The sequence below is a fragment of the Endobacterium cereale genome (assembly GCF_009617585.1).
GTDB lineage: Bacteria > Pseudomonadota > Alphaproteobacteria > Rhizobiales > Rhizobiaceae > Neorhizobium > Neorhizobium cereale.
In genome coordinates, this window is sequence record NZ_WIXI01000045.1 from 22,598 (window position 1) to 37,187 (window position 14,590).

General features: G+C 59.1%; 13 protein-coding genes. 3 read left to right on the top strand and 10 right to left on the bottom strand.

What is annotated here, in order from left to right; genetic code table 11:
* Window positions 1-168: 168 nt before the first annotated feature.
* Window positions 169-1,575, top strand: a complete 1,407-nt coding sequence (locus GAO09_RS15435; protein ID WP_153354911.1) for a GntT/GntP/DsdX family permease — start codon at window positions 169-171, stop codon at window positions 1,573-1,575.
* Between the two features lie 92 nt (window positions 1,576-1,667).
* On the opposite strand, the gene GAO09_RS15440 is transcribed toward GAO09_RS15435, so the two are convergent.
* The 4 genes from GAO09_RS15440 to GAO09_RS15455 all read right to left on the bottom strand — a co-directional run bounded on the left by GAO09_RS15440 (window position 1,668) and on the right by GAO09_RS15455 (window position 5,900).
* The gene (locus GAO09_RS15440; RefSeq protein ID WP_209018726.1) at window positions 1,668-3,056 is read right to left on the bottom strand and encodes a sensor histidine kinase; all 1,389 of its coding nucleotides are present in this window, start codon (window positions 3,054-3,056) and stop codon (window positions 1,668-1,670) included.
* A gap of 26 nt (window positions 3,057-3,082) precedes the next feature.
* On the bottom strand, window positions 3,083-3,841 hold the full coding sequence (locus GAO09_RS15445) for a response regulator transcription factor (protein ID WP_274379765.1): 759 nt from the start codon (window positions 3,839-3,841) through the stop codon (window positions 3,083-3,085).
* 80 nt (window positions 3,842-3,921) lie between these two features.
* Window positions 3,922-5,499 (bottom strand): Do family serine endopeptidase, encoded by a 1,578-nt coding sequence (locus GAO09_RS15450; protein WP_153354912.1) that lies wholly within the window; start codon window positions 5,497-5,499, stop codon window positions 3,922-3,924.
* A 200-nt stretch (window positions 5,500-5,699) separates the two neighbouring features.
* A complete protein-coding gene (locus GAO09_RS15455) occupies window positions 5,700-5,900 on the bottom strand; it encodes a hypothetical protein (RefSeq protein ID WP_153354913.1) in 201 nt (66 codons plus the stop codon).
* Window positions 5,901-6,288: 388 nt separating this feature from the next.
* Between GAO09_RS15455 and GAO09_RS15460 the strand changes: the two genes are divergently transcribed.
* On the top strand, window positions 6,289-8,067 hold the full coding sequence (locus GAO09_RS15460; protein ID WP_324185444.1) for a methyl-accepting chemotaxis protein: 1,779 nt from the start codon (window positions 6,289-6,291) through the stop codon (window positions 8,065-8,067).
* A 270-nt stretch (window positions 8,068-8,337) separates the two neighbouring features.
* On the top strand, window positions 8,338-8,748 hold the full coding sequence (locus GAO09_RS15465) for a hypothetical protein (protein WP_153354915.1): 411 nt from the start codon (window positions 8,338-8,340) through the stop codon (window positions 8,746-8,748).
* A gap of 101 nt (window positions 8,749-8,849) precedes the next feature.
* Here the strand turns inward: GAO09_RS15465 and GAO09_RS15470 are convergent, their stop codons facing one another.
* From GAO09_RS15470 to GAO09_RS15495, 6 genes are all read right to left on the bottom strand, one after another.
* Window positions 8,850-9,545, bottom strand: coding sequence for a hypothetical protein (locus GAO09_RS15470; RefSeq protein ID WP_153354916.1), 696 nt, complete (start codon window positions 9,543-9,545; stop codon window positions 8,850-8,852).
* Window positions 9,546-9,688: 143 nt separating this feature from the next.
* Window positions 9,689-10,144, bottom strand: coding sequence for a cytochrome c-type biogenesis protein (locus GAO09_RS15475; RefSeq protein WP_153354917.1), 456 nt, complete (start codon window positions 10,142-10,144; stop codon window positions 9,689-9,691).
* Window positions 10,141-12,138: a heme lyase CcmF/NrfE family subunit gene (locus tag GAO09_RS15480; protein WP_153354918.1), complete on the bottom strand. Its 1,998-nt coding sequence runs from the start codon at window positions 12,136-12,138 to the stop codon at window positions 10,141-10,143. Before GAO09_RS15480 ends, GAO09_RS15475 begins: the two co-directional genes overlap by 4 nt.
* Window positions 12,135-12,641 carry a cytochrome c maturation protein CcmE gene (gene ccmE / locus GAO09_RS15485; protein WP_153354919.1) on the bottom strand — a complete coding sequence of 169 codons (507 nt, stop codon included), beginning with the start codon at window positions 12,639-12,641 and terminating at the stop codon, window positions 12,135-12,137. The genes GAO09_RS15480 and ccmE overlap by 4 nt, the downstream gene beginning before the upstream one ends.
* Window positions 12,638-13,777, bottom strand: a complete 1,140-nt coding sequence (gene ccmI / locus GAO09_RS15490) for a c-type cytochrome biogenesis protein CcmI (RefSeq protein WP_153354920.1) — start codon at window positions 13,775-13,777, stop codon at window positions 12,638-12,640. The genes ccmE and ccmI overlap by 4 nt, the downstream gene beginning before the upstream one ends.
* Window positions 13,778-14,019: 242 nt before the next feature.
* Complete coding sequence (locus GAO09_RS15495) at window positions 14,020-14,424, bottom strand: hypothetical protein (RefSeq protein ID WP_153354921.1); 405 nt, start codon at window positions 14,422-14,424, stop codon at window positions 14,020-14,022.
* Between the last annotated feature and the right edge of the window lie 166 nt (window positions 14,425-14,590).

A 14,590-nucleotide genomic window follows, 5' to 3' on the forward strand; every position in this document is an offset into this window, starting at 1 on the left:
AAATAGATGACTTGCCAACTATTGACGAAACACACTTTCGGCAGATTTAATCAGGGCCCCACTTCCATGGAGCCGCCCGGCTCCATCAACCGCGCCCGCCTCCCTCCAGATGAACGGAGACATCTGGAATTTCGGAGCCTCCGCGGTCCCATACCTTCGGGAGAGATTATGAGTTCTTCAGACTATATGCTTCTGGCAACCGCCATCGGCGGTGTTGCCTTTCTTGTCCTGCTGATCGTTTCGAAAGTCAGGTTTCATCCGCTTCTGGCGCTGATCATCACCTCGATCGCCGTCGGCCTCATCACCGGCATGCCGGGCGACAAGCTGATCAAGTCCATCGAGGCCGGCGCCGGTCACACACTTGGCGCCGTCGGCCTCGTGGTGGCACTTGGTGCAATGCTCGGCAAAATTCTCGCCGAAGGTGGCGTCACCGAAGGCATTTCAAACCTGATCATCGCAAAAACCCCGACGCGCATGTTGCCCTGGGCGATGGCCGGTGCCGCCTTTATCATCGGCATCCCGATGTTCTTCGAGGTTGGCCTCGTCGTTCTTCTGCCCCTGATTTTCAGCGTCGCGCGTAAGCTCGAGGCCCAGAAAGCCATCAATGGTTCGGCCTATGTCTATGTCGGCGTGCCGGTCATCGCAGCGCTCGCCTCTATGCACGGCATGGTGCCGCCGCATCCCGGCCCGCTGACGGCGATCGCCTCGCTCAATGCCAATATCGGTGCCACCATGCTGTACGGCTTCGTTGCGGCCATTCCGGCCATCATCATCGGCGGCCCGCTTTATGGCGCGATCGTCACGCCACGCCTCAAGGTCAAACCGGATCAGGCGCTGATCGACCAGTTTTCCGTCGATAGCGCCAGCGCGGCGGCAACAGACACGACACCAGCGCAAACCCCGCCGGGCCTCGGCATCAGCCTGCTGACGGCTCTTCTGCCCGCCGTGTTGATGCTGTTCCATGCCATCGCCGAACTGGTCTTTGCCAAGGGCTCCACGATCCTTAACATCACCGATTTTCTCGGTGATCCGGCCATCGCCATGCTGATCGGCGTGTTGTTTGCCGCCTGCGTGCTGATCTATGCGCGCGGCGGTGATACCGAAAAGCTGCGCAATTCCATGTCGGCCAGCGTCAAGCCGATCGCCAACGTGCTGCTGATCATCGCCGGTGGCGGCGCTTTCCAGCATGTGCTGACCGATGCCAAGGTCGGCGATGCGATCATGCACATGAGCCAGCAGTTCTCACTGTCACCTTTGATACTCGGCTGGTCCATCGCAATGCTGCTCTCAGTTTCAACCGGCTCCGCCACGGTCGGCATTGTCGGCGCCTCCGGCCTGCTCGCGCCGCTTGCCGGCACCGATACCGCGCTCAACGCCTCGCTTCTGGCCCTGTCGATCGGCTGCGGTTCGCTGTTCTTCAACTATGCCAACCATGCCGGCTTCTGGCTGGTGAAGGAATCCTTCGGCATGTCAATGGGCGAGGCAACCGCCACCATCTCGGTCATCCAGTCGATCGTCTCGGTGGTGGGTCTGGTCATGGTTCTGCTGATGAACCTCGCACCGCCGCTGGTGTGAGAATCCTTCCTCTCCCCTTGCGGGAGAGGATAGCAAGTCCTTGTGAGGCGCAGCCGAACGCTGGACGCGCTTGGTGAGGGGTACGACAAACCTCACTTCACCGGCGGAAACACCATCGTCACCGTCAAGCCAGGAACAGCGGCATCGTCGCCATTGGTGGCGGAAAGCTCCAGTGTACCGCCATGCAGCTCCATCACCGCCTCAACCAGCGAAAGGCCGAGACCGGTGCCCGGCTTGGTGCGGCTTTCGTCCAGACGCACGAAGCGTTTCTTCACCTCGTCGCGCTTGTTCGCCGGAATGCCCGGCCCGTTGTCGCAAACGGATAGCCGCACGCCATCGGCAGCCTTTGCCAGCTTCACAACGATCTTCTTGTCGCCATCGGCTTCGGCCGCATATTTGATGGCATTGTCGATCAGATTGAAGATCGCCTGTCCGATCAGCTCGCGATTGCCGTTGACGGTCAGCCCCGGCTCGATCTCCGTCGTCAGCGTCAGCCCTGCCTCGTCGGCCACAGGCTCATAAAGCTCGGCGCAGTCGGCGGAAATGGCGGATAACTCGACCGGCGTCATTTCAGCTGCAATCGACCCTGCCTCGACGCGCGAAATCATCAGCAGCGCATTGAAGGTGCGGATCAGTTGGTCGGACTCGCCGATAATGCCTTCCAGCGCATTGCGGCGCACCACTTCATCCTCTTCGCCCAGCGCATCAGCCGCCTTGTTGCGCAGCCGTGTCAAAGGCGTCTTCAGGTCATGGGCAATGTTATCGGAAACCTGCCGCAGCCCCTCGTTCAGCTTCTCGATCCGCCCCAGCATGGCATTCAGCGAATCCGACAGCCGGTCGAACTCGTCGCCGGACCGGCCCACCGGCAGGCGCTGCGAAAGATCACCGGCCATTATCTTCTGGCTCGCCGCCGACATGCGATCGATACGTTTCAGGGCATTGCGCCCGATGCCGAACCAGATGATGAGAGCGCCGACACCCATGATGGTCAAAGCCACCATCAGCGCCTGTCGCACGATGTATCGAAAACGGCTGGGATCGCCGAGATCACGCCCCACCATCATGCGCAGACCATTGTCCAGCTGCTGCACATTGGCGATGGCCATATGCCGGCCCGGCCGCGGCGATTCCGAATAGGGCTCGTAGGTGAACGGCATGTCGGTCCAGCCGGTCGTTTCCAGCACGCCGGGCTGCACAGACTGGACATTGCCAGCCAGCATTTCGCCATTCGGTCCGGCGATCACATAAAGGTTCGCCCCCGGCTGACGGGCACGCCGTTCCATGATGCGCAACAACAGGTTCACGCCGCCCCGATTATAGGCGCGTTGAATGTCGGCAATTTCCTCCTGCACGGTCTGCTGGGTCTGCTGCACGAGCAGACGTTCCGACATCGCCGTCACATAGAAAACCAGAAAGGCGGCGCAGAGCGCGAACAGGATGATGTAGAGGCCAGACAGCCGCACCGCCGTCGAACGGAACATCAGCCGAAGCCTCGTCAAAAAGCGGTTCACGCCTCGTCCTTGATCATGTAGCCGGCGCCGCGGATGGTCTTGAGCAAGGGCTTGTCAAAATCCTTCTCGATTTTTGAGCGCAGCCGCGAGACGTGTACGTCGATCACGTTCGTCTGCGGGTCGAAATGGTAGTCCCAGACGTTTTCGAGCAGCATGGTGCGCGTCACGACCTGACCGGCATTCTTCATCAGATATTCGAGCAGGCGGAATTCGCGCGGCTGCAGCAGAATTTCCTTGCCGGCACGTTTCACCTCGTGGCTCAGGCGATCAAGCTCCAGATCGCCGACCCGGTAGACCATGTCCTGCTCCGGCGCGCCCTTGCGGCGACCGAGAACCTCGACACGGGCAAGCAGTTCGGAAAACGCATAAGGCTTGGGAAGGTAATCATCACCACCGGCACGCAGGCCCGTTACGCGGTCGTCCACCTGGCCCAGCGCTGAAAGGATCAGCACCGGCGTGTTGATGCCGCGCTTCCTCAGTTCGGAAATCACCGACAGCCCGTCGCGGCGCGGCAACATGCGGTCGATGACCAGCACGTCATAGGCATTTTCCGTGCCCATGAACAGGCCGCTGTCGCCATCGCTGGCATGGTCCGCCACGATACCGGCCTCGCGAAAGGCCTTGGTCATGTAGGCGGCGGCTTCAAGATCGTCTTCAATCACCAGAATCTTCATGTGCGGGACAATAGCCTCGCCCGATGCTTCGGTAAAACCGGATTTCTCTGTCCCCACACCCTGATCGTGCTTGATGTCCATCTCTTTAGCTCCATTAAGCGAAAGGCGCCCGAACCTGTTCAGCTCGGACGCCCCCGTTTCACATCAGGACTGAGAGAAAATCAGCCTTCGTTGATCGGCAGCGCCACGAACCGGCTCGATCCATTGGCTTCGACCTGGAACAGCGCGCGGGTGCGGCCGTCCTTCTTGGCCTGCTCGATCACCTTGTTCAGCGCGGAAGCGGAAGAGACTTCCTGGTTGTTCACCGAGGTAATCGTCTCGCCTTCCTTGATGCCACGGGCGGCGGCCTCGGAGTCGGGATCGACATCGGTAATCGTCAGGCCGGCACCGTCTTCGGAGGGCTGGACGCTCATGCCGAGGCTGGCCAGCGCCTGCTCGGTCGAAGGCTTGCTGTCTTCCTCACCGGCGCTGCTGTCCGTCGTCGTGGTTTCGTCGGTCGCCATGTTGCCCAGCGTCACTTCAATCGACTGCGCCTTGCCATTGCGCCAGATCGAAACGTCGATCTTGGTGTTCGGCGCAAAAGCGGCAACCTTCTTGGCGAGGTCGCGGGCATCGTTGATCGGATCGCCGTTGACGGCAGTGATAACGTCACCCTGCTTGATGCCGGCCTTCAGGCCCGGAGACCCTTCCTGCGGAGCAACAACCAGCGCGCCCTTCGGCTCGGAGAGACCGAGGCTTTCAGCGATATCCTTGTTCACAGGCTGGATTTGCACGCCAAGCCAGCCGCGCTCCACCTTGCCATCCTTCATCAGGTCGGCAACCACATCCTTGGCAGTGGAAGCCGGGATGGCGAAGGCGATGCCGACATTGCCGCCCGAAGGCGAGAAGATCGCGGTGTTGATGCCGACCACTTCGCCGTTGAGGTTGAAGGTCGGGCCACCCGAGTTGCCGCGGTTGACGGCGGCATCCACCTGGATGAAGTCGTCATAAGGACCGGAGCCGATGTCACGGCCACGGGCCGAAACGATACCGGCGGTTACTGTGCCGCCAAGACCGAACGGATTGCCGACAGCAACCACCCAGTCACCGACGCGCGTCTTGTTGTCGTCTGCAAAATTGACATAGGTGAACTTGCGGCTTGCGGCGTCGACCTTGAGAACGGCGAGATCGGTGCGGCTGTCCTTGCCGATCAGCTTGGCATCGAGTTCGGTGCCGTCATTCAGCACGACCGTATAGGCAGAACCATCGGAAACGACGTGATTGTTGGTGACCACGTAACCGTCTTCGGAGATGAAGAAGCCGGAACCCTGTGCGGTCGGACGCAGGTGATGCGGACGCTGCGGGCCACCGCGCTCGGCACGATCACGGCCACGCGGACCAGCCTGCGGACCGCCAGGTCCTTCTTGACCACCGAATTCACGGAAAAAACGCTTCAGCGGATGATCGTCGGGGAGGTTTTCAAAACCGCGACCACCGAAGGAAAAGCCGCTGCCACGCTCGTCATTGGAAGCGGTTTCGGTGTCGGACTGGACGCGGACGGAAACGACTGCGGGTGAAACGGCCGATACGACATCGGCGAAGCTTGGAACCTGCGGCGCGGTAACGGTGACCGGAGCTGCAAAGGAATTGACGACCTGGGCAGGGATACCGGTCGAAAGCATGACCGCCGCGAGACCGGCAACAGTCGTCGTCTTCAATACGGTCTTCAGCGAGGGACGGCCGAAAGTGCTCTTGAGCATGTGTGGTACCTTCTTCTCTTCTTGGGTGCGCCGGAGGGGACGGCTGCGGTGGATGAAGAGAGATATAGGCGCCACGACCTTAACTGCACGTGTCCGCAGCATGAATTCTTGGTAATGTTCGCATGGGCATCTTTCGCCCCAGAACCAAAAAGGGCGAGCCAATGACCCGCCCATTCTGGAATTTTTCTGGCGGCGCCTGATCAGGCAGCAGCACCTTCTTCGTCGAACTGACCGCACCAGTCATTGGCAGCAACGACCGGCCAAAGGCCACGGGCGTTGGCATCCGGCTGCGAAACCGGCGGGTTGAAACGACAGAGACCAGCGTCCTCGGCAGAAGCGCCGGCGTTTACGATGTGATCTTCATAAAAAGAGCAGGCCTTGCAAGCAGCAGTGTTCGACATATCGCTTTTCCTCTTGGTTATCGGGCTCAAACTTGAGACCCGCATTCATAATATTAGAATTATTCTAAACTGATATCGCGTTGTTTGACAAGAGGATTTCACGGATTTTTCAAAAATGGGATCGTTTGTCGCAGTGGAGCCCCGGACCGGGCAAACTACGCCCGGATGGATGCGGCAAGCGTCAGGTTGCCTAAGGAACAGTACTGCGCCGCAAGAATTCAGCGCACGCGCCGCGTTAAAAGCCGCAATAGCTGATCAACCCACACGTTTTAACGATGTAAGTGACAGAAATATAAAGATAAAATAGTTGCTTGGCGGTGCTATTCGTAACTCGGAATTAATTACTTTTATCAATATTCTCAGAAAATTTTATTTCTCGGAGATTTTCGTGAGCCTCAGGTCCTTTATTGCCGGTGACGCGTCGGATGTTCTGGACGCCTTCAACCGCTCCCAGGCGATTATTTCTTTCAAGCCGGATGGCACCATTCTCGATGCCAACGACAATTTCTGTGCCGCCGTCGGGTATTCCCGCGAGGAAATCATCGGCAAGCATCACCGAATCTTCGTTGATCCGCGCGAGGCCCAGTCGCCGGCTTATTCAGCCTTCTGGAAGAAGCTCTCCTCCGGCCAGTTCGATCGCGGCCAGTACAAGCGTTTTTCCAAAACCGGTCAGGAAATCTGGATCGAGGCTTCCTACAATCCGGTCGTGCGCGGCAGCAAGGTCGTCAAGATCGTCAAGATCGCCAGCGATATCACCGCCGAGAAGGTTCACAGCCTTGAAAGCGACGGCAAGCTGGTGGCGCTCGAGCGCGCGCAGGCGATGATCGAGTTCACGCCCGACGGCAAGATCCTCAATGCCAACGAAAATTTCCTCGGTGCGCTTGGCTACACACTCGACGAAATCGTCGGCAAACACCACAGCATGTTCTGCGAACCGGCCTATGTCACCACCCAGCAATATGCGGAATTCTGGCCGCGTCTGGCTGCCGGCGAATTCTTCAACGACGAATTCAAGCGTTTCGACAAGTCGGGCAATGCCATCTTTATCCAGGCGACCTACAACCCGATCCTCGATGACGACGGCAAGGTCTTCAAGGTCGTCAAATTCGCGACCGACGTGACCGGTCGCGTGCGCGCGCTTCAGGAAATCGGCGCCGGTCTGCAGCGTCTCGCCGAATGCAATATTCGCTTCACCATCGACGATCCGTTCGTGCCGGAATTCGATCACTTGCGCCATGACTTCAATGAGTCGCTGGCAAAGTTCCAGCAGACGCTGGAACAGGTTCTCGCCCAGACGACAATGCTGTCTGCCAAGAGCGGCGAGATGAGCGACAGCGCCAGCGGCATCGCTCACCGTTCCGAGCAGCAGGCAGCAGCACTCGAGCAGGCATCCGCGGCACTCGAAGAGATCACCGTCACCGTCGGCCAGTCGTCGGAACGCACCGCCGAAGCCCGCAAGCTCGTCATCGATGCCCGCTCGGCCGCCACCAAGTCGGTCGAAGTGGTCACCTCCACCGTCAACGCCATGGACCGTATCGAGGCAGCGTCGAAGGAAATCTCCAACATCATCGGTGTCATCGACGAGATCGCCTTCCAGACCAACCTGCTGGCGCTCAATGCTGGCGTCGAGGCCGCCCGCGCCGGTGAAGCCGGCAAAGGTTTTGCCGTGGTTGCCCAGGAAGTGCGCGAACTTGCGCAGCGTTCCGCATCGGCCGCCAAGGAAATTTCGGGCCTCATCCTCAATTCCTCCCGCGAAGTGCAGGAGGGCGTGCGCCTTGTCGGCGCCACCGGCGATGCCTTGAAGGATATCGAACGTTACGTCCAGTCGATCGACACCAATATCGAGGCGATTTCCGTTGCCGCGTCGGAACAGTCGACCAGCCTTCTCGAAATCAACTCGGCTGTGAACTCGCTCGACAAGATGACCCAGGAAAACGCTGCCATGGTCTCTAATATGAGCGCCATTGCCGGAACCCTTGCCAACGGCGCAAGCGAACTCGAACAGCTCGTCAAGCGCTTCAAGCTCAACCGCCGCAAATGGGTGCGCGAACCCGGCTCAGACGCCGCCGTTCGCGGCACGGATTCGCGCGGTTTTGGTCGCCAGACACTCTACCTGCCGCACACCGAAGTGCCGGGTGCTGCCGCCTCGATGATCAAGGCCGCCTGAACCACCATCCCGACCTGAACGATTTGCAGCACCGCCGGTACAATACCGCGCGGTGCTGTCGCATTTCAGGTGGCTCATCATCTTCCCGCAGACTTGGACAGATCGCGGTACGCTCCATATTCAGGTTGGCATCAAAGCGAAATCCGGGAAAATATGAAGCATCGGTTCTGCATCATCGCGATTTGCGCATTCGGGATGCTTCTCTCGCCCGCCAACGCCAACCGAATTGACCATGTCCAAGTGGTAGCGCATTCAGAAAACAGGCAGAACATGTCCCCATCGAACCCCAAAATGCTGGACTGGGCTATTCCCGACAACCTCGACACGATCATCGCAGACGAAGGCATGTGGGAAAGCGACCACTGGCAGCCGGTCATTTTTACGGTGATGGGCGATACGGTCTATCAGGGCCGGCCAATCGCGCAGGCCTGGCAGATCGAATTTTCGCCGCGTGGGCCGGAATTCTCGGAAGCAAACAAGCGCCTCGCTGCCGCAGGTAAGACACCCGATGCCTATGGCTGGCGGGATTTTATCGTGGAGGCGATGGCAGACCATGCACCGGACCATGCCGGCGGACTTCACACGGATGACACCGAGGCAGCCAGCCTTGTTATCTGGGTGGAATCGGAAGAGGCCTGCAAGGCACTGATGGAGGTGATCTGGGAAGCGCTCCATCCGTAATGCGGACCGTGCCATCACCGCTTCGATAATTCTTAAATCCGCGTTTTCCTCTGCGGAGAGTGGCTTCGCAGTACTAACACCGGCTGGCTGCGTGAACCGGATCACACAGGACTGCCGCTTCTGCCTTTTCGACGTTTCGCCAAAGCTTTCATTGCCAGTTGTTCACGACTTTCCGGTCTGGAAGACATCGTCAGTAATCCCAAGCTATCTCGTGCGATTACAACGTCATTTTGAGCCGAAAAACTCATATTGACGATAGCAGCTTGTTCGCATGCACGCTTGAAGTTTTCAGTGGCAATCCAATTCATGGTTGGCAGGTCGGCTGATTTGAAGAAAGCATGACCGGTGTTCTTGAAAGCAATTTTGTTTATGCATTTGACATTTTCACGATTGAAATCGGAACGATCTGGAAAATATTCGATTTCGGATTGCTCCAGATCCAAACAATTGATGAAATCGTCAATAATGATGAAAAATGTGGACTGAGCATTCTCGATACCGCCACCACCGCAATCGATATATTCAATCACTGATTTTCTATACTTTACCGCAAAACGATCGAGCAGGTTCACAAATTTTTGCGAACAAAGAATCCCGCCGCGTAGTTCATCAAAGTCGAACGGCTCAAGCGGATATTCTGCATCCAGGAATATGAAGAGTTTTTCTGGCAGATCGACTTTGGCCGGATCGAACTGCAGATCCCAGGAATATGTAGCACATTGTCCTTTTGAAGATTTTTTATCGGCCATCTCGGCCGCGAAGAAAATATCTTTGTCAGAAACAAAATAATATTCCATAATATTTCTCGCTTCTTACAAATTTAGCCAAAGAACATTACCGATACTATCGGCTGATTGCCGTCACGTCTCCGTAGGATTTGTATGATGTCAGCAGTTTATGCTTCTTCAATAACTGGATCGGCCTGCATCGTAAAAATGCCTCACCCCTTAGACAACTCGTCGATCCGCGCCCTCTCCTGATCGGACAACGGCGTCACCGTCTTCAACGGAGGACGGCTGCGCACGAACAGGATCATCGTCAGCGCGCCGATCAGAAGCAGCGCAATCGGTGCCACCCACAAAAGCACCGTCTTGGCGCTCAGGCGCGGCTTCAGCAGCACGAACTCGCCATAACGCGACACGACGTAATCCAACACCTGCTCATCGGTGTCGCCATCGGTCAGGCGTTCGCGCACCAGCACGCGCAGATCCTTGGCCAGCTCGGCATTGCTGTCGTCGATCGACTGGTTCTGGCAGACCATGCAGCGCAGATGCGCCGAAAGACCTCTCGCCCGCTGTTCCAGAACCGGGTCTTTCAACACCTCGTCCGGGTTGACGGCCAGCGCCGGCAAGGCACTGAAAAGGATGATGATCGCAATCAGGACACGGCGCATCATTCGGCTGGCTCCATCACCGGCGTCACCGGCTTTGCCACCTTCGCCTTGCGGCTCGGCGCGCCCACACGCAGGCGACGGTCGGAAAGCGATACGAAACCACCCAGCATCATGATCAGGCAGCCGCCCCAGATGCACAGGATGAACGGCTTCCACCAGATGCGCACGACAATGCCACCGTCATCCATCGGATCGCCCAGCGACACGTAAAGCTGGCTGAACCAGAAAGTGACGATACCGGCCTCGGTGGTCGGCATGCGACGCGCGGTATAAAGCCGCTTGGACGACCATGTATCGGCAACCACGACACCATCCTTGCTGATGGTGAAATGCCCCTGATCGTCGGTATAGTTCGGCCCGACCGCATGGCGCATACCGTCGAAAACGAGGCTATAGCCCCCCGCCTCCGCCGTTGCACCCTGCTTCATCTCCAGCACGGTTTCCGTCTCGTAGGTGGAGACGATGATGATTCCGAGCACCGTCACGCCAAGTCCGAAATGCGCAAGCGCCGTGCCGAAGGCCGAACGCGGCAGGCCCGCCAGACGCCGCCATGCAACGTTGAACGCCAGCTTGCCGAAATTGGCGCGGTACCAGAGATCGGCCAGTGCGCCGAGCATCAGGTAACAGGCCATGGCCAGACCCGCGGCCGCCATCACCGGCCCGCCGTTTTCGATGTAATAGAGAACGAGCCCGGCCACGAAGGCGAAGCCGATGACCGCGTAAAGCCGCTGCATCGCACCCATCAGGTCTGCACGCTTCCACGCCAGAAGCGGGCCGAACGGCACGGCGATCAAAAGCGGGATCATCAGCAGGCCAAAACTCAGGTTGAAGAACGGCGCACCGACCGAAATCTTCTCGCCGGTAATAGTTTCCAGCACCAGCGGATACAGCGTACCGGTCAGCACCGTGGCGCAGCAAACCGTCAGGATCAGGTTGTTGAGAACCAGCGCGCCCTCACGCGAGATCGGCTGAAACAGGCCGCCGCTTTTCAGTTTTGGCGCACGCCATGCAAACAGCGTGAAAGCACCGCCGATAAACAGCGTCAGAATACCGAGGATAAAAATGCCGCGCGACGGATCGGTAGCAAACGCATGAACCGAGGTCAGCACGCCCGAACGAACGAGGAAAGTGCCGAGCAGCGACAGCGAAAAGGTCATGATCGCCAGAAGCACGGTCCAGATTTTCAGCGCCTCGCGCTTCTCCATGACAAGCGCCGAATGCAAAAGCGCGGTGCCGGCCAGCCAAGGCATGAAAGAAGCGTTTTCGACCGGATCCCAGAACCACCAGCCGCCCCAGCCCAGTTCGTAATAGGCCCAGTAGGAGCCCATGGCGATGCCGGCGGTGAGAAACGTCCAGGCCGCCAGCGTCCACGGACGTACCCAGCGCGCCCAGGCGGCATCGATGCGGCCCTCTATCAGCGCCGCGACCGCAAAGGAGAAACAGACGGAAAACCCTACATAACCGAGATAGAGAAGCGGCGGATGGATGGCGAGGCCAAAGTCCTGCAGGATCGGGTTGAGGTCCTGCCCCTCCGCCGGAGCCGGATCGAGCCTGATGAACGGATTGGAGGTCAGCAGGATGAAGAACAGGAAGGCCGAGGCGATCCAGGCCTGCACGGCCAGAACATTGGCTTTCAGCGTTTCCGGCAGGTTCTTGCCGAACATCACCACCAGAGCGCTGAACAGCACGACGATCAGCAGCCACAACAGCATCGAGCCTTCGTGATTGCCCCATACGCCGGTATATTTATAGAGGAGCGGCATCAGCGAATGGGAATTCTCCCATACGTTTTTGACCGAAAAATCGGAAGCCACATAGGCCCAGGTCAGAACGCCGAACGAAAACGCCACCAGTCCGAACAGGACGAGCGAGGCGACCGGCGCCAGCGCCATCATCGCCGCATCGCGACGGGCGGCACCGATCACAGGTACGACCGACAGGATCAGCGCCACGGCAAGCGCCAGCACCAGAGCAAAATGACCGATCTCGATGATCATGGCTTTGTCGCTCCCGTCGTCTCTACTTTTGCCGGCTGCTCTTTTGCCGGCGCCATGCCCTTGCCCGTGCCATCTTCCCATACACCATCCTTCTTCAGGCGGTCGGCGACTTCTTTGGGCATGTAGTTCTCGTCATGCTTGGCCAGAACGCTATCTGCCACGAAGGCATGGCTTGCGGCATCGAACGAGCCTTCCGTCACCACGCCCTGCCCCTCGCGAAACAGATCGGGCAGGATGCCTGTATAGCTCACCGGCACGGTATTCGTGCCATCCGTCACAGTAAAGGATACGGTCGAACCGGTACCGCGCTTCACCGATCCGGCCTCGACAAGCCCGCCGAGGCGGATACGCGTGCCCGGAGAAATCTGCGCGGTCTTCAGGTCACCCGGCATGAAGAAATAGGCAACCGACTGGCTGAAGGCGAACATCACCAGCAGCACCGCCACCATGATGAAGGAGACGCCACCGGCAATCACTGCCATGCGTTTCTGTTTGCGGGTCATGGTTTTGCTCCTCCGCCGATCGGCTGCTGCGGCTCAAGGCCCATTTCCACGCCCAGGGCCACCAGTTGCCGGCCCTCGCCGGTCGTCGGCGCAAATGTCTGCAACCCCGTGTCCAGTGCCTGCTGCGCCCTCAGGCGATCGCCGAGCACGGCGTAGGAGCGCACCAGTTGCAGCCAGCCGGCGATGTTGTTCGGCTCCTGCTCGAGACGGGTCGCCAGCGCCTCGACCATGCCTTTGATAGCACTCTGCTGGTCTTCAGCGCCCATGGACTGGATCGCCGCAACCGCCTCGTCATTGTTGTCGAGATCCGGGATCACCGTGCCACCGGTCTTGGCGATATGTTCGTTGACCAGCGCAAGCCATGGCGCGCCGGGAGGCGTATCCTTGGCAAGCGCTTCGAAGGCCACCCGCGCCTCATCGTTTTTGCCCGCCTGCTCCAGCGCCAGCGCCAGATAGAAGCGCACCCGCGCGTCGTCGGGTTTCAGCTTGATCGCTTCCTCGAAAGCGGAACGTGCATCCTCGATGACGATACCGTCATTGGCCGCCACCAGCGTTTCGCCCAGCCCTGCCAGCCGTTCGGGGCTTGCCCCCAGAAAACGGATCGCATTGCGATAGGCCATCTCCGCGTCACCCAGGCGTTGCGTGCGAAAATAGATCGGTGCCAGCAGATCCCAGCCCGCGCCGTCACGCGGGTTCTGCGCCAGATGGCGCTCGGCCTTGGCAACCAGCAGATCGAGATTGTTGCCGGGATTTTCCAGCCGTGCGGCCAGCGGCTGCGCCGGCAACCACGGGCTGCCCAGCGCCAAGTAAAGACAGAGCCCGATGGCGGGCACGACCAGCGTCACGCCGGCTACGGCCAGAGACGCACGGCGTTTCGCTGGAGAGGCAGTGGCGTTTGCCTCCTTGTCGGCGGTGGCGATCAGCCGGCGGCCGATTTCGGCGCGGGCATATTCGGCCTCTTCCTCGCCGATCAGCCCCAGCCCCTTGTCGCGTTCCAGTTCACGCAGCTGGTCTCGATAGACCGCCGCTTCCCCTTCCGCGGAATCGTCAACCGACGCCCCGGCGCGCGCCAGAGGCAAAATCAGAAGGGCGGCCACCGCCGCCGTCAGACAGGCAAAAATAATCCAAAGCAACATATGCGCCCATTATCGCAAGCGGCCAGCCGATCAGACAGCATGGCACGCAGTGTCGCGAATTCGAGACCTCGCGTCCCGGCTCCGCGCCTTTATAGAATGGTTCGAATATACCCGCCTTTGACCTGGGACAAACAAAATTGACAGGCAACAAACATCATTGCCGCCAATTCCGGGTTATGCACGAAAAGTTGAATGGATAGACCACGCCTTCGTCGCGGTGAACGCAAGGCGTGGAGGCCGGATCAGTTCAACGGTGTCCAGGTGCCGTCCGCGTTGCGGCAGGCGGTACCACGCGTCTTCACTTCGGCGCGGCCATCCGGCGTGATCGTATGCATGTACTGACGGCAATTCTGCGCACCGACCTGGAAAGGCGCATTGGCCACGACCTGCCCCTTGATGCCGCTGCCGGCCCAGACGACCGGCTGTCCGCCGGGAGAGCCTTCCAGCGCACGGTATTCGGCTTCCAGCGCCCGCTGCTTATCGCTGTTATCCACCTCGATGCCGCTGCGAGAGACAACACCGCCCTGCAAGGCTGCGATATAGGATGCCGAAGAAACGCGTGCCCCGCTGCCTGTGGTCGAGCAGCCGGCCAGAAGACCAGCCGAAAAAAGCGATGAAACGGCAATTCGGGCAAAATGAAAGCGCATGCGTCTCCAACCGGTTAGGCAATCATCAAACGGCTTTCCAGATACCGACCCCTCTCGGATCGTGCATCATTATGGAACGCCTGTCAGTTGTGTATCATTTAGCGCTTTATCCCGGCCGGTCGAGGTGGAAAATCAGAAGATTTACCCTTTCCACCTCACTTTCGCG